Source organism: Olivibacter sp. SA151, from assembly GCF_054130995.1.
In genome coordinates this window covers 687,405-710,840 of the sequence record NZ_CP096391.1, presented here as the reverse complement: position 1 = coordinate 710,840, position 23,436 = coordinate 687,405, and the positions used below count along the sequence as shown (strand labels likewise).

Genomic DNA, 23,436 nt, shown 5'->3' with positions numbered 1-23,436 from the left:
CACATGTCGCTTTATGTTACCTCGATCAATTCCGGAAGTAATGGCAATTGTTACTATGTTGGCAATGGAAGAGAAGCTGTTCTAATAGACGCCGGCATTTCATGCCGCGAGATTGAGCGACGAATGACCCGTTTAGGTTTATCCATTCCATCTATCAAAGCGATTTTTATATCCCATGAACATAGTGATCATATAAAGGGCTTGTGCAGGTTAAGTTTAAAATACCGCATACCAGTCTATATCAATCAGCGGACATTAACAGCAACCGGCTTTTTTATTGCTCCCGAGCTGCTCCACCTATTTCATGCATCCGATCCTATTCAAATTGGCGATTTTCAAATCACTCCCTTTGCCAAGTATCATGATGCGGCTGATCCTTATAGCTTTGTGGTAGAAGGAGGAAGCATTCGGATCGGCGTTTTTACGGATATAGGAAGGGTGTGCGAGCGTGTACAGCATCATTTCAGCCAGTGTCATGCGGTTTTTTTAGAAGCCAATTACGACGACGATCTATTAGATCGCGGGCGTTATCCGTATTTTTTGAAAAACAGAATTCGCGGGGGGTATGGTCATTTGTCCAATAAGCAAGCTTTAGAGCTCTTTCTAAACCACAGAACGAACAATTTGAGTCATCTTTTTTTATCTCATTTATCCAAAGATAATAATTGTCCGAATTTAGTTACCGAGCTTTTCTCAGCACATGCCAATGGCGTAAAAATAGTGGTTGCTTCGCGATACGAAGAAAGTCCTATTTTTGAAGTAAAAAGATGGTCACAGCCGGCAGATCTTATTCCCGAAATTCCGCTTTTTCCCAAGACTCTTTTTTAAAAAAATGTAATAGCAGAAAGAATGTACCGACGGTAAGGCTAGCAAGTGCCCACACCAACCACTCATAATTAACAGCTAAATAATGCCCAAAGCCGATCGCGCTGATTAATCCTATCAAAAGCAGATTGGCAATAAAGCGCCCTTCTGTCTTTTTTATCGGTTGACTAAAAGGATAGCCTGTTACGGTAAACAGACAAATTAAAATGGCCGCTACTCCGCCTACAGCCGTAGATAAAAGGAGGTCATTTATTACCGGCAGACCAATAAAGGCTAGTCCCAGCACGGAAAAAACCATCATAAAAGGCATATAAAATTTAACAAACGCAGCTTTCAATACACCGGACATCAAAAGGCCCGGTTGTTGGATAGGGGCCACAAAATAAATCCAGGCAGCTTTATATTTTTCGCTTTGTGTGATAAATTGGAATACGGTTAATAACGTAAATAAAGAAAAGTAAAAAATGAAGAGATAAGTATGTTGCGCGAGGATATTCTTCCATTTTTCCGTCCACGTTCCTTCTGCGTTTCCTCGGTTACGTACAAAAAACATGAAAAAAAAATACACCGGGACATAAGCCAACGAAGGGTACACTTTAGTTTTAAATTCACGTGTGCGTCCCGTTACATTCCAAACTAATCTAAAACCGGCATTTTCCAATGGGCTACCGGTTAATATATTCGCTAATTTATCGCTAAGCGTTTGCCTAGGGGTGGCAGCTGTTTCGACCTTATCCGAGTCGTCGCTTGTCTGCAAAGCGCTCAACGTAGCGTTCAATCCGGTAGAGAAGTTTTTGCTCATTATCCACAAAGCCACCAACGGCGATAAGAAAGCTGCTAGGGACAGTGCAATGGTAAGTAATGACGTATCTCCCCTTCCGAGTTCTTGTAGTCCGCTGATCCAAGCGCTTGGTGTCAGCCATAACCAGGGCACCGCTGCAAAGTCAAGCTGCTGAACCATGGCACTTTCCAGCACATTTGGCATCGTGTAGTACAACATAAAGATCAGCACCGAAAATACAATTTGTAAATACGCTACAATGTCTTTAAAGCGCTGCACCGAGACGAATTTCATGGCAATCAGGTAAAACAAGTTTACCAGTAATACACAAAGTACGGTTGCTATTGCCGCTTGAAAAATAAAAATAACACCGGCAAATCCTCCTCGACTAATTATTGTAAAAATAAGTCCCGGGAGCGCTAAACCAACCGCTTGTTTAGCTATACTGATTCCGATGTGCAGGATGCGTGTTAAGGCAAACGTTCGATCATCAACGGAACGTGGCAATATGATAAAATTATCTCTACTGTCTAACAGGATGACGGAAAAGTCAGCGATCAAGCTGAGGCATAACATTGCCATAAACACACCGAAGTAGATCGTAAAAGACAGATAAGGTTGGTTGACGGAAAAAAGGAAAAGCAGCAATACGCAACCCATCACTGCTAGCAGTAAAAAATTAAGCCAGGAGCTGTAGTTGTTTTCCTTTTTCGATCTGTTTCCAAATGCCGTTAGCGGTCTTCGGTCATCCATCAGTAATTTGACACGTAATATAACCTCCATCTGAGCGGTATTTACCCCGATTTTACGATATAGAGGACTAAAAAGTAAAGCCAGTTGGACAATGAAATTATTCATGGATATAATATTTTGCGATCATTCTCGCTATTCGAAGGCAGACATGATACTAGAAGCACTTCCTGAAGTTTCCGCATGGCCGGTGAGCTTAGCAAAAATATGTTCGAGGGAATCGCCATGCTCAGCTTTCAATTGCTCGAAAGTACCATTTGCCACAATACTGCCTTGATTAATCAATAGAATACGGTCTGAAACCTTTTCAACAATGTCCATCATATGCGAACAATAAAATATCGTTTTGCCTTCCTTTGCCAATAGAGAGATCAGCTCTTTAACAACAATTACTGCATTTGCATCTAAGCCAGACAAAGGCTCATCTAAAATGAGAATTTTTGGATTATGAATAATTCCGGAAGTCAATAACACTTTTTGCCTCATACCTTTCGAAAAGGTATCCATTCGCTTATTAAGTGATTCACTCAGGCCAAAAGCAGTAAGCAACTTAGTTGCTCTGGCTGCAATGAGCGAAGTTTCCATGTCATATAGCTTACCCACGAAGTCCAGATATTCCAAAGGGGTTAACACATCGTATAGCTCAGCATTCTCCGGAACATATCCTATAATGGATTTAATTGGAAGTGCATTCTCTTTTAAGTTGATGCCATCAACAGTGATATGACCCTCGAAATCACTTATTAATCCGGTAAGGATCTTAACGGTTGTTGATTTACCGGCACCATTTGGGCCGATATAGCCAATCACTTCACCGGGATATATTTCAAGATCAATCCCTTTCAAAACCTGTTTATCATCATAACTTTTATGAAGATTTTCAATGCGTATGATAGGTTCATCTTGGTTCATTCTTATCTTTCTTGATTAATGTAAAGCAAGATAAGAAATTCTTTATATTTTGTGAACTTTGAAAATAAGACGCGGAGCAACTGCTATTAAAAATGAAGGGCTTTTACTTTTAACCGTGCGTACTAGCTTTAGCTTTGTATATAGCCAGTGTATTGGGAAAAACGGCTTCGGAGGAAACCGATGGAACGAGCAGCAAAGCAAATGGTTTCCCTAGCATAAAGCTATAAGCCATCTCCATATTTGAAAAAGCTGTTAATGGTTATCGGTAATTTACCGGTGGCTTTTAATTGCCCGCTTAATAACTTTGCCGCTGCTTTTTGAAAGGTTCCGTCATTTTGATAGGCTACCACCAAACCACCGGCGTGCTCCAAGCCGGGGAAGGAAGCAATAGTATAGGGGTTTGCAAAGACATTAAATAGCACATTATGACTAGCAAGTTCGCTAATTAACATGTTAAGCTCTTGGCTATAGTTTAATTTACTTTGCGGACGCAAACGTGTGTCATGAAGTGCTACAATCACCTGTTTATAGTTCTTCAGCTCATTAGCTACCTTTGACACTTCTGCGCCAGTAGCCTTAGCAGATAAGATGAAATTTAAGCTATTATCAAAATGTCCACCAAGTATTTGCTGAAATGTAGTTAAACTATCGACGCCAATACTAACCAGCGCCGTCTTTTCTGTAAAATCTAGCTGCTTAATGAGTGTATCCCCTTTCAACAGTGTAATAGCAGCATCCGCTAATTGTTGATTTAACTGCTTGGCAGAATCATTATTAAGATCCTGGTATAAATGTTCTGTGATGACCGCTTGCCGTTGATTCAGACCCATCCAGTATTTAGCTGCTAGTATTTTTTTTACACGCGCGTTGATATCATCCCAAGATAATCTCTTTTTACGGATCGCTTTTCTTACTTTTTTGATTGCTCGTTTACTGTTTTCTGACAATTCAAGCACGTCATTTCCGGCAATAATCGCCCTTACATCAGCCTCACCATCCGGGAAGTACTTTACAACGCCTTTCATATCCATCGCATCGGTAAAAGTGAGTCCTTTGAAGCCCATACGCTCTTTCAGCATACCGGTAATTACATTTTTTGAAAGTGACGAAGGCAGATGCGCGGTTGTATCCAAGGCGGGGATATTCATATGGGCCACCATTACCCCAGGGGCCCCCTGTTTGATCAATTCTTTAAAAGGGTACATTTCCAGTGAATCCAGGCGAGTTATCGTAAAATTCAAACTAGGCAAGTCATAATGAGAATCCACATCGGTATCACCATGGCCTGGAAAATGCTTTAAAGTAGTCATTAAACCGCCATCCATCATCCCCTTCATATAGGCACCCCCTTTTCGCACCACATTCATTTTATTCTCGCCGAAAGACCGGTAGTTGATTACCGGATTATTCGGATTATTGTTTACATCCACATCGGGAGCGAAATTTACATTTAAGCCAATTCGTTTAAAATTTTTGGCAATCTCCTGCCCCATCTGATAGATTAATCGTTCGTCCTGTACGGCTCCCAAAGCCATCTGGTAAGGAAAGGAGATGGTCGAATCCATCAAGCGCATGCCCAATCCCCATTCTCCATCCAGCGCCATTAACAACGGAACTTTTGCAAGTTTTTGATACCTATTTATAAGGTTAGCATGCCTAACAGGGCCGCCCTGAAAAAGCACCACTCCTCCTAACTTTTGCTTTTTTATCACTTTGGCTACTGAATCGCTATACGCATCACCTAAATTTGTATGCGCACGCACCATGAACATTTGCGCAATACGATCTTTTTTGCTCAACCTGTTAAAAACTGAGTCCACCCATGTATGTTCTTGATTAATGAAATCTATAAAGTTTGAAGACGATTGAGCAGAAACTATCTGCGATGCGGTCAAAACGATGAGGAGTATTAGGCTGGCTTTTCTTAACATAATGAAACAATGAAATCAAACTTAGTTATAATTGCCGTTTTATGCAAAAATTTCAATAAAAAAAGATAATCAAAAGCAGAATATCTCTCTATAATACTTTTAAGCAAAATGAAAACCGCAAAAAAACGCATTTTAAAAATTACAATCCATCTCCGTATTTGAAAAAAGTACTGACAGTTACGGGCAATCTACCAGTCGGCCTTAAGCTTTTCAATATGACTTTTGCTCCTGCCCGTTGCAGTTCATCACTATTTTGGTAACCTAGAACCAAACTTTTACAAGCCTCAATACCCGGCATGCCCGCTAATGCATAGGGATTGGTGAAGACACAAAAGATGCTATTCATGTTAGCTAATTCATTAATAAACAAACGGACTGTGCCACTGAAGTTAATTTTACTTTGCGGCGATCGGCGCGTATCATGCAAGGCGACGATCACCTGATTATATCGCAACAGTTCGACAGACACTTTTGCGATATCATTAGGTTTCGCGTCGGGTGAGATGACAAATTTCAGCGCATTATCAAATTTACCTTCCAATTCTTTTTGAAAAGTAGTCAATTCTCGAGCTCCTATGCTAATGATAGCGGTACGTTTGCCATAATCAATGTTCCGTATAAGGCTATCGCCTTTCAGTAATGTGACGGCTGCGTCAGCCAGTTCCTGATTCAGCTTTTTTGACGCTGACCGGTTTAGTTCGCGATACAAGCCATCCAGCATTACCGGTTCCCTTTTATCCAGTCCGAGCCAGAGTTTAGCCGCCAAAATTCTTTTTACTTTTGCATCTAAGCTTGCTTGGCTAATCCGTTTATCTTTAATGGCTTTAGCGATCATAGCAATGGCTCTTTTGCTATTTTGAGATAATTCCAATATATCATTCCCGGCAATAACGGCACGTACATCTGCTTCTCCATTTTTAAAATATTTAACCACGCCATTCATATCCATGGCATCCGTAAATACCAAACCCTTAAAGCCAAGTTCCTTCTTGAGTAATCCGTCAATTACAGCAGGCGACAGTGATGACGGCAAATTAGGCGTTTTATCTAGGGCGGGGATATTCATATGGGCAACCATCACACCCGAGGCTCCTTCACGTATCAATTGCTTAAATGGAAACAACTCCAGCGAATCCAGCCGACCTCTACTGAATGCCAATTGAGGAAGATCTTTGTGTGAGTCGACATCGGTATCCCCATGCCCGGGAAAATGCTTTAAGGTAGTCAATATATGTTCATCCATCATTCCCCGCATGTATGCGCTTGCTTTCCGCGTTACATTACCTTTATTTTCTCCAAAAGAGCGGAAATTAATGACAGGATTTCTCGGGTTATTGTTTATATCAACTACCGGTGCAAAGTTTACATTCAAGCCAAGTCGTCTGAAGTCTTTTGCAATTTCACGTCCCATATTATAGAGAAGCTTCTCATTTCTAATAGCTCCTAAGGTCATTTGATAAGGATAAGAAATGGTGGAATCTGCCAGACGCATTCCCAACCCCCACTCACCATCGAGGGCTATCAGCAGTGGAACTTTTGAGATGGATTGATACGTATTAATAGCCTTTGCATGTCCAAGGGGGCCACCTTGAAAGAACACTACACCGCCTAATTTCTCACTAGCAATTATTTTCGCTACAGAATCTATATACCTTTGTCCTAAGTTAGTATGCGCTCTTACCATAAAGAGCTGTGCAATCTTTTCGTTCTGGTTTAAACTATTAAAAGTAGAATCCACCCATCGATGAGGAGAATTGATAAAGGTGATAAAATCTGCAGGCTGCTGAGCAAAAGATTGCCAAACAGATATAAGAAACAGATATGTGAATAAATACTTTTTAACCATGAGTATTATCTACCTCAAAGATAATACCCATGGTTAAACTTTCTCGAAAATATTTTGGCTAAACTTTATTTCGCAAACGATCTCTATCTATAAAATCATGCTTATCTCTCCATAACACTAATACAAGCGCGCACAGGATAGCAATACTTACCCAAACGGCAGCATAGGGATTAAGCACATCCTTCGCCAGATCTCTGAACAGTAAGGCCATCAGAATAACGGGCATCTGAAGAATACAAGCAATACGAACATAACTCCCTGTAAACAATGCTATCGCACCAAAAATATGGGCTACGATGATTGTATGTACGAGCACACTCATCAGAATAGCAACAGGTACCGAACTATTCATCATGATATCCGTAAACACATGTATATTAGCAATGAATTCAATTCCCTTCCAAAGAATAACCAATGAAAGTACAATTCTGGTTATTTCCAACCAAAGTGGGTGATGCCTTTCACCCTTGTGGGAGACGTGATGGGTAAGCATAGCATTCAGTTTTAAGTGTTTATATTAAGTTAGCTTTAATGTAATATTAAAGTTACGTTTTTTTTATAAGAATAACAAATGAAAAGCGAAGAGGTTTTTAGAGCAGGGAATAGGGAGCAGGGAATAGTTAATAGGGAGTAGGGAATAGTTAATGGGGAGCAGGGAGTAGTTAATGGGGAGTTGGGAGTAAGAAAAAAGCAAACTTAATATGGCTGTCTGCAGATAGCTGTTAATTAAGCGTTTTTATTTAGCAATCAATAATTTCTGTAGTTCTTTTTGTGTGATTTTAAAAATTGTACCATGCCGGATTCCATTTGGCATGGTAATCCTATCAGACACGTCTTTCCAATTTTCCAGATCGGTAGATGCGATGGCTCCATAGCGATGTTCGGTATACTTATCGAAATACAACAGCCAAGTAGCGCCTACTTTTGTAAGTGTCGGGCCTTCCGCCCAATAATTCCCTGTGATGGGCTTACTTGCTTTTGAATAGGGGCCTTGCAGCTGATCAGCATAGGCTATCTTTATATTCTTTTCGACAGGTTCTTTCGTCTCATCTTTCAAGAACATGATCCATTTATCGTTTATTTTAGCGATCGTTGCATCGATCACATTAAAACCGGGATCATATAGTAAGCGTGTATCACTGTATGTTTTAAAGTCTTTCGTGTATACACGATACATTCTATGATTATAGGCATTTTCTGCCTCGATTTGCGTTTCGGGAAATTTTCCCGGAATAGTTGTTGCCCAATAGATCATGTAGTTTTTCGAGTTGGGATCGTAAGTTATTTCGGGCGCCCAACAATTCCTCGCCCCTTCTTCCGTCCGCATAACCGGTATATATTGCTGCTCTGACCAATTGATCAGATCTTTCGAAGAAGCATAGCCGATTCCTTTGTCTGTCCAACTGACTGTCCAAACCATATGAAACAGTCCATCACCACCTCGAATAATACAAGGATCACGCATCAGCTTATCCTTGCTTAATTTTGGTTGTAAAAAAGACTCATCATTCTTTAAAGCATCCCAGTTATAGCCATCCTTGCTATAAGCTAAATGAAGTCCATCTTCTCCATTGCCCTTGAAATAGGCAAATATATAAATCTCTTCTTCTCTATTCCCTGCAAGCACATGCAAGCCATTGAACAGAATCAGTGATAAAGTTATAATCCTAAACAAATTATTATAAAGTAACATAGACAAAATTTAAGGTTTCCATTCCAGTACGTTAACCATCTGTGGAGGAAAATCCGTCTGGCCCTCCAGATCTGCTTGTTCAACTTTTTGCAAATAGAGATTGACGATTTTCTTCTTTTTCCAAAGTTCTGTATCAAGTGTTGGTTCCCACGCCCCCATATCCTCGTTAAATAGATCGATAATCTCCCAGTGGTTATTCTGATCGTTCGTTACTTTGAGAAGTGACACTTTTCCTTTCCGTTCTTCATCCCTAAAAATCATATAAAATACCGATCTACCACCATATCGGCTCGCCAAAATTTGCGGTCGCGAAACAGGGATACGTTTAGTTCCAACACCACTCAAAGTAAAATTCGTCTTCCTAAAGGGCAATATCTTCACGTTCCATGAATCGTTTTGCAAATAAATCAGGTGATATTGCGGCACATCTTGAGCCGACTCTTTCCAGTAGGTGGCAATTACCGGATTTCCTATATCGTCCGTGGTCATGGATGTCTGATTAATCAACTCGCTATTAGGTGGAATACGCGCCGCCACTTCTGCATTACCCGCTGTTATTGGCAGTGTGTAACGCTCACCATTGCTTTTTTCCCAGGTGTGTCCACCATCTCTCGAACGTGCATAACACATATTGTGATTGGTTGACACGTCCGCACTACTCCTCCAAACCCAGGATAAATGAATGACGCCTTCCTTATCTACTGTAGTCTGGATATAAGCGTTTCGTTGTCCTTCACCATTAATCAAATTATCATGTAGCGTTGTCCATTTCTGTTGTTTACAATCGTAAAGGTTCACAATCAGATTTCCTTTGCCGGATTCCCCGTTTCTATAAGTAAAAAGCAAATTGCCATTGGCCAGTTTGTAAAATTCAGGATAGGCAACGCGACTTTCCTGACTGCCTGTCATCGCCATTTTTGGTCCTAATTTTAACGACTCCGGCTTTGTGCTGCGACAATAGTTTAACGGATTATTATGATGATCCCAAGAAACATGCAAATAACCCGTACCATCTACCATTATACTGATCACGTTGTGAGCATCCTTTACATTCCCGGAATAGCTAGTGGTTATTAGTGACCAATTTTCAGAACCAAGCCTCCTTTTGCCCAACACCACTTGTCCTTCTTCATCATAGAAGGCGATATATTGATGCTTTTTATAGGTCACCAATGAATTCTTCCTAAAAATAATCGCGTTAATTGAGTTTTTTGACCACGCCTTTGCCACGGGATAGATTTTAGTAAGTGGCTTTACTTGTGCCTGCACATTAGTATTTATAAAGACACTGCCTAGTATACTTAGTAGTATAAGTTGAAAAGCATGTATCCATAAGAAACGCATGCTCAATAATATCAAGGATGGAAAGGATCGCTGTTTAACTTGTCGGACCGAAAGCAGTAAGCACGCATGCCAAATCGATAGGCAAACAGGACGAAAAGGTATCATTACCATTATTTCACATTAACTAGTTGATTCATTTCACCCCTTCTATCCCATGAAGACTTGGCTTAACCGGTAAAATCCGCCCCTCACTGTCAAAAGACATTTTATCAATACATACTTCTCGATGGTAACCGGCTGCTTCTCCCATTTTGATCCCATCGGGCCTGCTAAAGCGATGATAAACCATATACCACTCATCTTTACCCGGAACCTGCAACACGGAATTGTGTCCAGTGCCATAGATGCCCTGCGATGGATCCTTTGCCAGTATCAAGTTGTTTTGGGGAATTTCTATGGATCCGAGTGGTGATTTGGCGATACCGTATCGTACGCGATAATTTTCGCTTCTCGTATCATCTTCCGACCAAAGAAAATAATAAAGTCCCTTCCTATAAAAGACATACGTTCCTTCACGGAAAGTTTTGTCGGGTGTTATGACCTTTACCGTACTTTCCTTAATCGAAACCATATCTTTATTCAACTCTGCTACAGCCATATATCCATTGCCCCAATATAAATAGCTCTTACCCGATTTTGGATCTGTAAACACATCGGGATCAATCTCTTGTCCACGGTTTATTCCCTTTGGTTTAGAAGCAATTAAAGGTTTTCCAATGTCCCTAAAGGGACCTGTCGGTTCATTAGCTACCGCGACACCGATTTTTTGTGCGCCGGAGTAATAATAAAAATACTTGTATTTACCATCTATCTTCTTTTCTTCAATAGCCGGGGCCCAAGCGTTGCGGCCGGCCCAAGGCACGTTCTTTTTTAAGTCGAGGATAACCCCTTCGTCCTTCCAATCGACCAAGTTGTCGGACGAGAACGTTTTAAAGGAATAACCGCCCCAATGATCAAATCCGTCACTAGTAGGGTACAAATAATACTTTTTCGTTTTCTGAGCGTATAGTATTTCCGGATCGGCATAATAACCCTCCAACACCGGGTTTTGACGAAGCGATTCAAGGTCGATACCAGGATTTCCCCATTTATTTGTGAGACGTTTCAACTCTGTTCTCGTTATTGGCATCACCGTTCCATGCCGCGGGTGGAAATTCATTGACACTTCATTATCAATAACTGAGAAATGTTCCAGATCGGTGCTCTTTGTAAATTGATACCTGCCCTTTCCATATACGTCATACATCAATACATAAGTGTCCGTTCCGATTAACTTAAATACGCAGGAGCCTTCCACCGCATCTGTAGTTTGTTGTTTATAATCTACCGATTCTTCCCAGTTACCATCCGTAAGCGAAGCAGCTTTCGCTACTTTGATGCCATTACCATGTCCTTCCGTCTTATAAAATAAGTAATAGGTATTATCCTTCCGTACAATATCTCCATCTATACACGATTTCCCATTCGAAGGAAAAAACAATTGTTTCGGCTCGCCTTCCAGATCCGAGAAATCCGGATTGGCGTAGGCATAATAAATCTTGTCCGGTTCATCACCATATTTCATTGACCAATATACCATATACTTCGCGGCCTGTGGGTCGTAAATTGTTTGCGGAGCCCATACGCGCAACAACTTATCCTGATTAGCATATCTTTGCTGTATATTGACAACGTGCGAAGTCCAATTGATCAAGTCAGTAGACTTCAGCAACACCATCGCCCGATTGGAGTCCCATCCTTTTGCTGAGACCATATCTGTCAGTACCATATAAAAGGTTTTCCCATCCTCTCCACGAAGGATGTGAGGATCGCGCACTCCACCGGTTGAGCTGATCTTTTTGGAATCCAGTATTGGTAAGTCATTATTAAGCGCCTTATAATGGTAGCCGTCCAAGCTAACAGCAAATCGCACAGCCTCTTCCTCCATACGGTTTCCGGTAAAGTAAGTGAAAAGATAGGCGACATAATCTTTTTCAGCTATCGCCTTTGGCCCCTGTTGAGCAAAAAGCAGCTGCCTGCCAGCAGGTGCTAAAAGGATTAGTGAAATAATAATCAGTGTACGGAATGAGTTGGTTGATAACATGAACAACTAAATTGTTAGACTTGAGGTATTGTATAACCGTTATTATAAGACGCTGTGATTAGCTTATCGGCATCTGTATCATTAAAAGAACCTTTTTCTTCGTCCCAATAAATCTTTTTCCCTGTACGGTAGGCAATATTACCCATTTGGGAAAATATCGCAATGTGAGCTCCCGCTTCAATCGGCGTATTGAGTGAAGCCTTATCACGGCTTTTCACCGCTTCGATAAAATTAACGGCGTGCAGATCCAACCCATTATCCACTTTCTTCTGCAATGGCACCGCTTCCATCCGATCACCTTCGGGTATTACCTCCCAACCGTCACGATTCACCACCAATGTTCCTTTATTTCCGATAAAGGCAACCCCGTGGTTTCGACCATAAGGACCTCCATCGATGCCATTGGCATGCTCCCATTGGATGTTAAAGTCATCAAATTCAAAGACCGTTGTCAGTGTATCCGGTGTTTCGGCGGCATCCTCCGGATAGGCGAACTTTCCACCTGCAGCCATAATGGATTTTGGCGTAGTTGCCTTCATACCGATGAGTGCATAATCAAGCATATGAACACCCCAATCAGTCATCAATCCCCCTGCATAATCCCAGAACCACCTAAACTCAAAATGGAAGCGATTAGGATTGAAAGGACGTTTTTTTGCCGGACCCAGCCAGAGGTCATAATCCACACCGGCCGGTACAGGGGCGTCCGGTTTAATCGGAATACTTTTCATCCATCCTTGGTAAGCCCAGGCTTTTACCAAACGTATCTTACCCAGTTTTCCCGAATGAACAAAGGCCATTGCATCTTTAAAGTGCTGCTGGCTACGTTGCCACTGTCCTACCTGCACCACTCGGTCGTATTTCTTTGCAGCAGCCACCATGGCTTTACATTCCGTAATCGAGTTGCCTAAGGGTTTTTCTACATAAACATCCTTCCCAGCTTGACAAGCTTCAATCATCTGCAAGCAATGCCAATGATCCGGTGTGCCGATTACGACCGCATCCACATCCTTGCTGGCCAGTAGGTCTCGATAATTATTATATCCTTTCGTTTTTATACCACGATCGGCAAGTTCCTTCGTTCGTTTATCCAATACATTTTTGTCAACATCACAGAGTGCCGTACATACTACATCCGGATGTTTTAAAATCGCATTCAAATCCGCCCAGCCCATTCCGTTAATCCCAATAGCCCCTATTCTGATTTTTTGCTGAGCATGTCCTGCAGCAATGCTGTAGAGATTAGGGAAAGCAGCTGATAAGCCTGTTGCTGCGGCAAGCGCCGTTGATTTTTTAATAAAGTTTCTTCTTGCGTTGTTCATAAATGGTTGCGTTATGGTTACCATTCAAAAATATATCTTTTTTTCAACAATGCCAACGTTTTCAAAAAATGTAAATAAGACATTTATTACAACCTTTATATCTTCACAAGCTATCACTTAGTTCGCTCCAAATAGCGGAAAAGCTCGGCCGAAGCCAACAGAAACGCTCCTACACCGAAATTTGCTTCCGATTTGATATCGACAACCTGACCAGGGATTGCTTTTTCGCCAATGGGCTGAACATAACCTACTTTACCATCAGGCTGTAGTGCTACCTCGCTCAGATAAGTCCATGCTTTTTTAACGGTAGGCAGATATTGCTTTTCACTCAACAAACCATTATTAATCCCCCATAAGTATCCATAAGTAAAAAAGGCCGTGCCACTTGTTTCATAACCAGGAGCATGTTGTGAATCCAGCAAACTTCGCGTCCAGTATCCTTCGGGTTGCCGGGCCTTCCGAATAGCCTTCGCCATCTCCTTAAAAAGTTGTTCATATTCCTTTCGATGGGCATCATCCTTCGGTAGATCGGTTAGTACCTTTGCTAAACCTGCAAAAAGCCAACCATCTCCCCGTGCCCAAAAATCCTTTTTCCCATTGCTGGTCTTATGCTTTGGATAAATGTATTTAGCATCGCGATAAAACAGCTTGGCGTCTTCATCATACATTAGGTTTTTTGCAAAACTGAAATACGCATACAACTTGTTCAAGTATTGCTGATCTTTTGTGACGGTATATAGCTTTGTCATTACAGGCATTACCATATAAAGACCATCAACCCACCACCAATAATCGTTTTTACCGGTGCTCATTTGATATTGCATAACCTCTTTTGCACGAGCGATTTTCCTTTCGTCCGGATTCAATTTATACAAATCAATATACGTTTGGAAACAGATCTGCCAATCACCAAACAACACATATTCGTCCGTTTCTCCATAGGAATACTTCCAAGTCGCTTTATCGGTGGATTTTGCGCCTTGCCACTCGTTGTGTATGGCCCAATCTTCCGAGTATTTACGATAGCGTTCCTCCTGTGTAACCTGATAGGCTTCCATATTACCCGTATGATAAGCGGCATTATCCCAAAAAGCCCGTACATTGGCGGGGTGTTTACTTTGCCAATAATCATTTACCTGGCGAATGATATTAATTACTTCCACTTTATCTGGCAGCTCCTGCGCATTTAACACAGTATATAGTAACGATGAAAGTATGACTCCTAAAAGAATAAAATGCTTTTTCATTTAATATTTTATTTGCGTTAAGATAGTAATCCACTCGATGGTTAGCAAACCTTATTCAGGAAAAAGAAGCTCCCTAAGGAGCTCCTCGATGTGAACAACAAACAACCCGATCTTTATTAACTATAGAGACTCTCTATGAAGCAGACCTCTCTTAACATTAATTATAACCTGGGTTCTGCTGTAAAACAGCGTCTCTATTTAATTGTATCTCTCTCAGCCAAAGGTGTCATTAGGATCAAACTGAAATGTGCAACCAATTCGGTTACACATTCGATCATTATAACCAAACACAACATACATTTATAAAGATTGATACACCCGAAGTTCCTATATCCAGCGAATCCAATTTACGCTTCTTATTACAGCCTGTCGGCATATTAAGTGTCTCAATACTTAGTACAATATAAAATAGGTGACTTTATTTATGCATGGATTTCTATGTTATTAATTAAATTAAAAAGCCGTAGTGGACCCTGCTACATAAATATTTCTTGCTTTCATTAAAGCTTCTTGCGGCCCGGGTTCTCCGCTTGATCCTTCCATTTGCATATTAATAATCAACCAAAATGGCTTATTCATAAAATCGGCGCGGTGTGTGGCCATGAGTTGATTGTCTATATAGTAATCTAAATCGACATGTGTCGCCGACACGCGACGTATGCGTAGCATATAATTATGCCAATTACCGGCGTTGGTTACCGGGGTAATCTTATTTTGCCAAGTAACATTTTGCCAACTAGGCCCCGTAGCGGTATTCTGCCAATTTCGGCTATCGCCCTTAAACTCCATTATATCGCTTTCCGGAGGCCAGCTATCGGCACCTGTTAACCAGAAGGCCGGCCAAGAACCACGAACCGTTGGCACTTGAAAATCACCTCGGATTTCCCAATAGGGAAGCGCGTCGGTAAAAGTTATCTTCTCCTTTAAATGAATAGCACCCGAATGGTAGCGAATGGGTAGATACGGATCATGCGGACTATTTCCTTCATTCCAGTTTATTCGGGTAGCCAAAATATTTAAGTCCGTTCCTGTTAAATAAATGTGATTATGATCGGTAGAACTTCCGTACATGCGTGCCGTCCCATTATGATCACTGCCCCAGGGATAAAGATAATTCCATTTTTGCTCAAAGGTTGTGTAATTGTTAAATGAAGAAGCGTCAACCAAGACCACGGGACTTTGCTGTAACACTACATTCTCCGTGTTGCTTAATTTGCCATCAACACCTGAACTTGTTTTTACTTCACCCAGCTCCTGCTTTGAACAGGCAAAGAACAGCGATCCCACCGGAATCATCCATCCTAGCTTTTTAAATAAAATAGGTACATTCATTTTGGTTCATATTTGTGTTTATACTAAAAATTGGTTTTATCACACAAACCTACGGAGTGCACTCTGCAAACAAGGGGGGTATACTCATACAATTCAGGGGGCAAATCCGTTAACAGAAACCATAACGATGATCAGTTTGCCGTCGGAATATTTATATAAGTGTACAATATAGTTTAATACAGTAAATCATCTAAATTAGCTGCTTCAAGGGGTAGTTTTTTGCCTGTCTCATCAATATAGAACCATTTATCGTCGTTGAAGACCGGTACCGGAAACATATCGACGCTGTCCGAACTCGTATAAAAAGCACCATTTCCCAAGCCCATGTTTGCATACTGCACCGGAACTATAATCTTTCCTTCAAAGGTGGCCAATCCGAATTTAGCTCCTTTCTTTAGTAAAAGTAGGCGATTATTCTTCGTCGGAATGATGTCATTGTAAATCGGCTCCAATAGCACTTGCCCCTTACTATCGGCTAGGCCAACGCGCAATTCGCTGGTATGTGAAAGCATTTTAAAAAGCAATATTTTATCGTTCAGAAACAGTTCAGAAAAATCCGAAAATTGTAGATCAGGCGCTACATAACCTTCAGAAAGTAAAGTTCGCCCCCTCTTATCGATGATATTTACGGGCCACAGCCGGTTGTTATAACCCATTTCTTGCAGCTTCCGGGCATCCACTACAACGGCAAGCCCTGCTCCGTTGAAGTCCGATACCTTGGCATATTTTGGAGGTAGAAGTTCCTTTCCTTTTTCATCTATAAAACCATATTCTCCGTGTTTTACAATCTTTGCGAAACCATTTTTGAAAGGAAACAGCGTAACATAGGTGGTATTCCGTTCGCCATTCAATTCAAAGTTAAACTGACTGGCATCATAAACGGTCCCAAGCTCTCTATCCTCCAAAATATCAAAAAGCTTCCCCTTTCTCCCATCATCTGATACAAAGAGCAGACGCGACGAGCCCACCTTCCAAACATAAGCGTAATCTAAAAATCGAACTTGCTTCGTTTCTACATTAAACAGTGAATAACCCTTTTGATTGTTTTTTAACAGACAATATTGGGTGTTTATGGTGTCCTTGTCGGTGAAGGTTTTACCAATAATTTTTTGTCCCTGTAGGTTCCAAAATTCATAGGCGGGTTTATCATAGTCCCCTTTCGTTGTCATTATCAATTCGTGCTGCGGTCCCATCAGCTCAAAATGGTCGTAAACAGGCGGTATAACTTCCTTTTGTGATTTCACGTTATATAGGCCCACTTTCTTACCCCGCACAATTTCCGCTAACGAATCCGGTAAGCTTTCCAAAAAAGAGAAGCCATTATACTGTCCCGGTATCAACAAATTTCCATGAGCATCGAATACCGTAAAAAGCCCCTGCTTTTCCCCTACAATCAGATCGCGATTTTCACCATCAAATTTAGCTTTGATATCCACGTCATAAAACTCGGGCGGGTAATACCTTGCGTTGTCCACGAAATAAAGACCGTAGTAAGCACGCTGTTTAACTTTAAAAACGGCTAAACCATCACTACCGTTAGAGTAGAAATACTCGTTGGCATGCGTAATCTCTGCATTATTGACCTGCAATAGTTCTTTTTGATTCTTGTCAAATAAGATGGCCAGGTTATCCTTTCTAGCTACAAAATGATCATCATAAACCTTTACATCATCATATTGAGCCGGCAGTACCCATTTCCCCGAGTGGTCAACAACACCCATCTTACCATCGGCTTTTGCCAGAAGATAAGGTCCATAATACCCTAGGTAAGAATTAGCATTCGGTTCGTCGATCCATTCATACTGTGGCGGTGAAACCATTTCTCCATCCTGCCCGTAGATACCAATACCATATCGCGCCATAGAACCATTATTTCCTGTTTTAACAGTTTGCCGATGTGCTACGTTTATAATTTCTTTAACCAGCAAAAGACCTGCAACGATTTTAGGATAATCGTCCTGTTCATCTGCCAGGAATTCTTTTCTAGTGGGAATATGTACAATTAAGCGCTTCCCATTCTTCGTAAAAGATTCTACCCAATTATCGCTCCGCATGCCATAGTGACCATGTTCGTAAATAAAGGGAAGTAGTTCTTTTCCGTTCCAATCCAGAATACCCCACTTACCATTATGACTTGCATATACATAAGAAGGTTTTCTTCCACAACCACCGCAGTAATCGAAGGCGTCAAAGATGGCCGGTATTACCAACTTTTGCTCTTTGAAGCTGTAAATACCCCATTTTCCTTGTTGTTTTACATCAAAGTAATTACCATCTAAATAGCCGACATCCTCAAAAAACGGCAACATCTTTCCTCCTTTAAGGTAGAAGGAAATTTCGTTAGCCTTCTTCAATTTCCAGTAATAGGGATTATCAACTCCCACACTGTCATACGCTGCCTTCAATAAAACTTCACCCCGTGGGTTCATCACTCCCCACTTCCCGTCCTTTATAAAGGGGATTACTTTAGTTGGTAGCAGTTCACTTTTAACAGACTCATCATAGGCGGCGATATCGTCTTTATTCCCTAACGTGACATTTGCGTTCGGAACTACTGTATCAAAAGCCTTCCCGCCCTGTTTGTTTATATAGTATTCTTTTTCTCCTTTCTTAACGCGTGCATAACCATGATAAAAAGAAGCCAAACTGGTCAGCTGTTCAACTTGGCCAGCTATCGATCCTTGACTGTCATTTTCCTTCCCTTGCCCTGCGCCAAGTATGGGAAGCAAAAGCCAAACAACGATATAAAAGTATCTTCCCATATTAATAAGCTCCTTTTTTCTGCGTCTTTATTGGATAAATCGTTCCGTCCTTGGCTAAGATGTGATACCACTCCCTCTCTTTTACCAAGACGGGCCAAGTGTGCTCATCACCCTCATAGTTAACAAATAATTCATCATATTTTGGGGCAAGCACTATTTTCCCGTCTTTAGTTGCCAAACCAATTTTACCGTTTTTCACAATTCGCACATAGCGTTGCGAACTATTGATTTCTATATCATCGTATTCTAGGTTTAATAAGAATTTCCCTTCTCGACTCCACAGCCCGTATTGATTATCTTGGCGTACCAGCAATAAATTGGGGTGGTCGTATACGGTATTGATTTGTTCCAGTTTTGCCGGAATTAGCTCTTTCCCATCTTTATTGATTACCCCGTAGCGATCCTTTCCATCCTCCGCTTTTTTCACGACGAAGGCTAGCCCTTTATAAAAATTTCCCACCGCCGTGTATCCTGCAAAGCGCCTTTCTCTAGCCTGCAAATCGATGAAAAGGTTGTGCTGATCACCGCTTATTTTTAGCAGGCCGCTTTCAAACGGAACTGCATCTTGATTTTCATTGATAGGTAAGCTGAAGCCCTGCTTTCGCAAACTGCCCTTCCAACTTGGATTTTCATAGACGACCTTTCCATCGCCATTTATCAGTTGTAAACTTTGGTCTTCCCGCTCCAGCAGGAAGAAATTTTCACTAACAGAATGATAATCGTAAACATTGGCATCAAAACCCCTGACACATTGCCCCTCGCTGTTGTAAAGCGCTGCCTCATAGGCGTAGTCCCTATCCTGTAGTTTACGGGTCACAACCAAATAATGTCGGTTAATCCAGCTGATTTTTTGATCAGCCACAGGAACTATAAAGGACTTTTGCACTAAATTAAATAGGCCCAGCTTTTCACCATCATATATAGGGATGAACGATGAATCGGACAAATCGATTCCGCCTAGGTTATAGTCCGTCGTCATTGCATATTGATCCTGCGGTAAGTGATACTTCGTCGGTAAAATCTCTTCCCCCTCTGCATCATATACACCATATAAATCTTTTGTGAAAACGCGATAGTAAGATTTTCCTCCTTGGATAAAGGGATCAGTCGTCAACAATTGATTGGGCGGAAATATAGGTTTACCGGACCAGTCGAGCCGATTACTTTGATCGCCCCGTTGTACATAAATGGTATAGGGTAATGCAGCTATTGCTTTCCTTTTTGCTTGCTCCTTTAAAGCTACCTCCGACAACTCAGCCCCATAAGATATGGGCGCCATTACCGCCGCTGCAGCAGGAAATACCGGTTGTCCTTCCGCATCCTGAAATTCAATCTCATCATAGCCAAAAGAGACGAGCAATTTTCCGCTGCTATCCACAACCGCTTGTTTTCCATCTTTTGTAACGATCGCCAAACGCTTAACAAAGTCGTCGATTTGGTCGTATTCAGCAGGAATAATCCAATTGCCTTGCGTGTTAATAGCCCCAAATTTACCTCCTTGTTTCACCTTTATTAAATCAATGTCACCTAAAGAGGATACCGCCTCAAATTGAGTAGACGTAAGCGCCTTTCCCCCTTGATCCAAAACACCATATAATCCGTTTTCAGAACAAGCAATGTAGGATGCCGAATGTGTATAAAGATTCGAAAGAAAAACGTATTTAGGTGGAATAATAACGGTTCCATCCGCCTTTGCCATTCCTTGCTTATCTCCTAGATAAATCGCCACACACTTATCATTCAAGTAGCATTTACGCACTTCGTCATAAATAGGCTGTTGGATGACATGACCATCCTCTGCAGCAGTCCACCCCCATTTGCCGTGTTGTTTAACTCCTATTAAATCCTTATTAATAATCTCTATCCCGTCATATTGAGGTGGGCTAATCTCACGACCCTTGACATTTATAACGCCATATTTGCCCTCTTTTTCGGTTATAATAAACTCATAATCGTAACTTATTCCTTCATACCATTGTCCTTTATACTCGTCTTTCAACTCAATACCGTCGTATTCGATAGCCGCAAGGATTTTCCCATTTTTATCCACAGCGCCGTACATGCCATCCTTTATCACACTTAACATATTTCCGGTGCTGTTTTCTACTTTATCAATTAGCAAGTTCGCCTCCGGTAAATACAGATATCTCTTGCCATCCAACTGTACTTCCGGAAAGGTTTCATACGACGAAAAATCAATAGCATCCACTACTGCAGGTGTCTGCCCAAAAACTGACAGATGAACCATGAAATATAGAAGCAACAAATAGCGTTTATTCATGAATCAAAAGTAAGCAGCATAAACTATTGCGTAAATCCCTGATTTCGGGGAATTCCGGAATAGTAACCGTCATGTTTAATGCCGCAAATGCAATCTTAAAAACGAAGACATACGCTTAATATTAATGAGATGATTAACCGCCTTACAGCATATTCGCCGGTCTACTTCTTATCTATGTTCGAGGAGCTCATTACTGCACGTCGTTGTTTCAACTGCAACCATTTCCTAACGGGGGTATCAAACAATCTCATAATAACATAGGCTAAACCTAAAGAAAAGGCAGTTCCAAGAATTATAATGAAAGTCAGCCGAAGCGTGTCTACCTGATGACTATTGTAATAATTGCCGAATATCCATATCATGGGAATATGAGTCATATATAAAGGATAAGATATTTTGCCGAAAAATACACAAAGTGACCTCATGCCTTCCGAAAGCTTTGTTCCCACGCCCAAGGTTAGTAGCAAAGGGAAATAAAACATAACAATACCGACTTCTACCAACCAGTTCCATTTAAAATATGGAACTATAAAAGCAAGCAATAGCAAAATGGAAAGCCCAACAAAGCCCATTTTATTTTTAACCAACCAGTTCGAACGATATACAAGCAGACCAGCTAAAAAAGAATAGGCAATACGCGCAGCACCATCCCAAGCGCTTTTTCCATCCCAACCACCAATCAAAGTACCTGCTTCATAACTCACCCAACCAAGCCAAATCATTGCCGCTAACCAGAGCAGGAATAAGGTTTGGCGACTTATTTTATAGAGCCAAAGAGCGTAAACAATATTCGCTACATACTCAAAAAATAACGACCACGAAGGTGTATTCAGTCCAAACAGACCATAACCGCGATCGGGCATAACGGGATAAGGAACCAACAACACCGAAAAAATAAAAATGAGCGAGAGCTGCCCTGCATCATAACCTATGTCGGAAAAAGGGTCAATCCAAACGCCAAGTAATCCCAATACAGACCCCAATAAAACGAGCGGATGCAAACGAATAAGCCTTGCCTTAAAAAATTGCCAGGGACCAATTTTAGTTATCCGTTCATCATAAGCATAACCAATGACAAAACCCGATAAGCAGAAGAAAAAATCAACTGCTAAAAAGCCGTGTCCTAAAAAATTTTGACTATAGTCAGGGTATACAAATTCCAGAAAATGAAAAACGACAATTGTAATAGCCGCCGTTCCCCGTAGACCATCCAGTAGATCATAATGAGGCTTGCTTTGCAAATACGTAATTTTAGGCTCCTGAGGCATAGTGGCTTCATCTTGGTTAAGATGCATAGGTAAGCTATTTCAAGGAAAAGCTATTCAGATATTTTGGCATATCATTCAGCGAAATTGCTTTTTACTGATAACCACGAATATAGCCGTGGTAAGGAACGCATATAACAGGAGATTCAATTTGAAAAAAACCCTCCATTGCGGAGGGTTTTTTCGGAATATTACAAACATTATTTGATTTCCAGATCCACCATCACCGGAAAGTGGTCTGACGGAAACTTACCGTGGTAAGTATCCGTCAGCACACCCCATTTAAGGGCCTTAAAATCTTTGGTAACAAAAATATGATCAATGATTGCCGTTGCCTGTAGAGACTTTTCGTTGCCAAAACCATTGAACGAAGCATTGAGCTTATACGGTTTCGCTACCAGCTTTTGCGTATCCTTCAGCAAAGCCGACTGTGCTAAAGCTTGATACCATTCCGTTTCTTCAGAGCCGTTCATATCTCCCGTAAAGATTGTCGGAGCGCCTTGGGCAATTTCCTTGATCTTATTTAAGATCAACTTACTGCTTTCCTTACGGGCCTGTACACCTTGATGATCGTAATGCGCATTAAACACAAAAAACTCCCGCTTGCTTTTCTTATCGCGCAGCTGCACCCACGAGCATATGCGCTTATGCGATTTTGCATCCCAACCAAAGCTCGGCTTATCCGGTGTTTCTGACAACCAGAAATCGCCTTTCTTTAATAAAAAGAATCGATCTTTTTTAAAATAGATAGCCGAATGCTCGCCCCCTTCCTGTCCGTCATCTCTGCCTAGACCATACCGTTGGTATTCAGGCAAAGCGGCACTGATATCGTCCAATTGCCTCTTCAGTGCTTCCTGGGTACCAAAGATGTCAAAATCATGAAAGTCGATCAAAGCAGCCACTACAGGCGCTCTGTCCTCCCATAAGTTACCGGTATCACCCGGATTAGCGTAGCGTACATTAAAGGTAGCCACTCTTAATTGTTGCGCCTGTAATGTTGATATACCTATAATAAGGAGACACAATACGCCTATTATCTTTCTTTTCATCTTAACTCTTTTA

General features: G+C 41.3%; 16 protein-coding genes. 1 reads left to right on the top strand and 15 read right to left on the bottom strand.

Annotation, left to right across the window (positions count from 1 at the left end):
• Positions 1-3: 3 nt before the first annotated feature.
• Positions 4-828 carry an MBL fold metallo-hydrolase gene (locus M1D52_RS02850; RefSeq protein WP_437393779.1) on the top strand — a complete coding sequence of 275 codons (825 nt, stop codon included), beginning with the start codon at positions 4-6 and terminating at the stop codon, positions 826-828.
• Here the strand turns inward: M1D52_RS02850 and M1D52_RS02845 are convergent.
• From M1D52_RS02845 to M1D52_RS02775, 15 genes are all read right to left on the bottom strand, one after another.
• Positions 788-2,464, bottom strand: a complete 1,677-nt coding sequence (locus tag M1D52_RS02845; protein WP_437393781.1) for a hypothetical protein — start codon at positions 2,462-2,464, stop codon at positions 788-790. The two genes, M1D52_RS02850 and M1D52_RS02845, sit on opposite strands and share 41 nt — an antisense overlap.
• A 27-nt stretch (positions 2,465-2,491) precedes the next feature.
• Positions 2,492-3,268: an ABC transporter ATP-binding protein gene (locus M1D52_RS02840; RefSeq protein ID WP_013664092.1), complete on the bottom strand. Its 777-nt coding sequence runs from the start codon at positions 3,266-3,268 to the stop codon at positions 2,492-2,494.
• Between the two features lie 221 nt (positions 3,269-3,489).
• A complete protein-coding gene (locus M1D52_RS02835; protein ID WP_437393783.1) occupies positions 3,490-5,199 on the bottom strand; it encodes a glycoside hydrolase family 3 protein in 1,710 nt (569 codons plus the stop codon).
• 139 nt (positions 5,200-5,338) lie between these two features.
• Complete coding sequence (locus tag M1D52_RS02830; protein ID WP_437393784.1) at positions 5,339-7,045, bottom strand: glycoside hydrolase family 3 protein; 1,707 nt, start codon at positions 7,043-7,045, stop codon at positions 5,339-5,341.
• Positions 7,046-7,103: 58 nt separating this feature from the next.
• Positions 7,104-7,538: a hypothetical protein gene (locus tag M1D52_RS02825; protein WP_013664096.1), complete on the bottom strand. Its 435-nt coding sequence runs from the start codon at positions 7,536-7,538 to the stop codon at positions 7,104-7,106.
• Between the two features lie 243 nt (positions 7,539-7,781).
• On the bottom strand, positions 7,782-8,738 hold the full coding sequence (locus M1D52_RS02820) for a glycoside hydrolase family 43 protein (RefSeq protein WP_437393786.1): 957 nt from the start codon (positions 8,736-8,738) through the stop codon (positions 7,782-7,784).
• A 9-nt stretch (positions 8,739-8,747) separates the two neighbouring features.
• Positions 8,748-10,082: a BNR repeat-containing protein gene (locus M1D52_RS02815; protein WP_437393788.1), complete on the bottom strand. Its 1,335-nt coding sequence runs from the start codon at positions 10,080-10,082 to the stop codon at positions 8,748-8,750.
• Between the two features lie 133 nt (positions 10,083-10,215).
• Entirely contained in the window at positions 10,216-12,165 is a 1,950-nt protein-coding gene (locus M1D52_RS02810) for a family 43 glycosylhydrolase (RefSeq protein WP_437393789.1), read from the bottom strand.
• Between the two features lie 14 nt (positions 12,166-12,179).
• Positions 12,180-13,487: a Gfo/Idh/MocA family protein gene (locus M1D52_RS02805; RefSeq protein WP_130855096.1), complete on the bottom strand. Its 1,308-nt coding sequence runs from the start codon at positions 13,485-13,487 to the stop codon at positions 12,180-12,182.
• A 113-nt stretch (positions 13,488-13,600) separates the two neighbouring features.
• Positions 13,601-14,734, bottom strand: a complete 1,134-nt coding sequence (locus tag M1D52_RS02800; protein ID WP_437362228.1) for a glycoside hydrolase family 88/105 protein — start codon at positions 14,732-14,734, stop codon at positions 13,601-13,603.
• A gap of 453 nt (positions 14,735-15,187) precedes the next feature.
• Positions 15,188-16,066, bottom strand: a complete 879-nt coding sequence (locus M1D52_RS02795) for a LamG domain-containing protein (protein ID WP_437393791.1) — start codon at positions 16,064-16,066, stop codon at positions 15,188-15,190.
• A 173-nt stretch (positions 16,067-16,239) separates the two neighbouring features.
• A complete protein-coding gene (locus M1D52_RS02790; protein ID WP_437393792.1) occupies positions 16,240-18,828 on the bottom strand; it encodes a WG repeat-containing protein in 2,589 nt (862 codons plus the stop codon).
• A 1-nt stretch (position 18,829) separates the two neighbouring features.
• Positions 18,830-21,109, bottom strand: a complete 2,280-nt coding sequence (locus M1D52_RS02785) for a WG repeat-containing protein (RefSeq protein WP_437393794.1) — start codon at positions 21,107-21,109, stop codon at positions 18,830-18,832.
• A 161-nt stretch (positions 21,110-21,270) separates the two neighbouring features.
• Complete coding sequence (locus M1D52_RS02780; protein ID WP_437393795.1) at positions 21,271-22,404, bottom strand: acyltransferase family protein; 1,134 nt, start codon at positions 22,402-22,404, stop codon at positions 21,271-21,273.
• A 170-nt stretch (positions 22,405-22,574) separates the two neighbouring features.
• On the bottom strand, positions 22,575-23,423 hold the full coding sequence (locus M1D52_RS02775) for an endonuclease/exonuclease/phosphatase family protein (protein ID WP_437393796.1): 849 nt from the start codon (positions 23,421-23,423) through the stop codon (positions 22,575-22,577).
• Positions 23,424-23,436: the final 13 nt, after the last annotated feature.

Coding starts and splice junctions, on each gene's coding strand:
- M1D52_RS02805 (WP_130855096.1), bottom strand. CDS start 13,487: ATGAACAACGCAAGAAGAAACTTTATTAAAAAATCAACGGCGCTTGCC.
- M1D52_RS02790 (WP_437393792.1), bottom strand. CDS start 18,828: ATGGGAAGATACTTTTATATCGTTGTTTGGCTTTTGCTTCCCATACTT.
- M1D52_RS02795 (WP_437393791.1), bottom strand. CDS start 16,066: ATGAATGTACCTATTTTATTTAAAAAGCTAGGATGGATGATTCCGGTG.
- M1D52_RS02780 (WP_437393795.1), bottom strand. CDS start 22,404: ATGCATCTTAACCAAGATGAAGCCACTATGCCTCAGGAGCCTAAAATT.
- M1D52_RS02825 (WP_013664096.1), bottom strand. CDS start 7,538: ATGCTTACCCATCACGTCTCCCACAAGGGTGAAAGGCATCACCCACTT.
- M1D52_RS02800 (WP_437362228.1), bottom strand. CDS start 14,734: ATGAAAAAGCATTTTATTCTTTTAGGAGTCATACTTTCATCGTTACTA.
- M1D52_RS02830 (WP_437393784.1), bottom strand. CDS start 7,045: ATGGTTAAAAAGTATTTATTCACATATCTGTTTCTTATATCTGTTTGG.
- M1D52_RS02845 (WP_437393781.1), bottom strand. CDS start 2,464: ATGAATAATTTCATTGTCCAACTGGCTTTACTTTTTAGTCCTCTATAT.
- M1D52_RS02785 (WP_437393794.1), bottom strand. CDS start 21,109: ATGAATAAACGCTATTTGTTGCTTCTATATTTCATGGTTCATCTGTCA.
- M1D52_RS02835 (WP_437393783.1), bottom strand. CDS start 5,199: ATGTTAAGAAAAGCCAGCCTAATACTCCTCATCGTTTTGACCGCATCG.
- M1D52_RS02820 (WP_437393786.1), bottom strand. CDS start 8,738: ATGTTACTTTATAATAATTTGTTTAGGATTATAACTTTATCACTGATT.
- M1D52_RS02775 (WP_437393796.1), bottom strand. CDS start 23,423: ATGAAAAGAAAGATAATAGGCGTATTGTGTCTCCTTATTATAGGTATA.
- M1D52_RS02850 (WP_437393779.1), top strand. CDS start 4: ATGTCGCTTTATGTTACCTCGATCAATTCCGGAAGTAATGGCAATTGT.
- M1D52_RS02815 (WP_437393788.1), bottom strand. CDS start 10,082: ATGCGTTTCTTATGGATACATGCTTTTCAACTTATACTACTAAGTATA.
- M1D52_RS02840 (WP_013664092.1), bottom strand. CDS start 3,268: ATGAACCAAGATGAACCTATCATACGCATTGAAAATCTTCATAAAAGT.
- M1D52_RS02810 (WP_437393789.1), bottom strand. CDS start 12,165: ATGTTATCAACCAACTCATTCCGTACACTGATTATTATTTCACTAATC.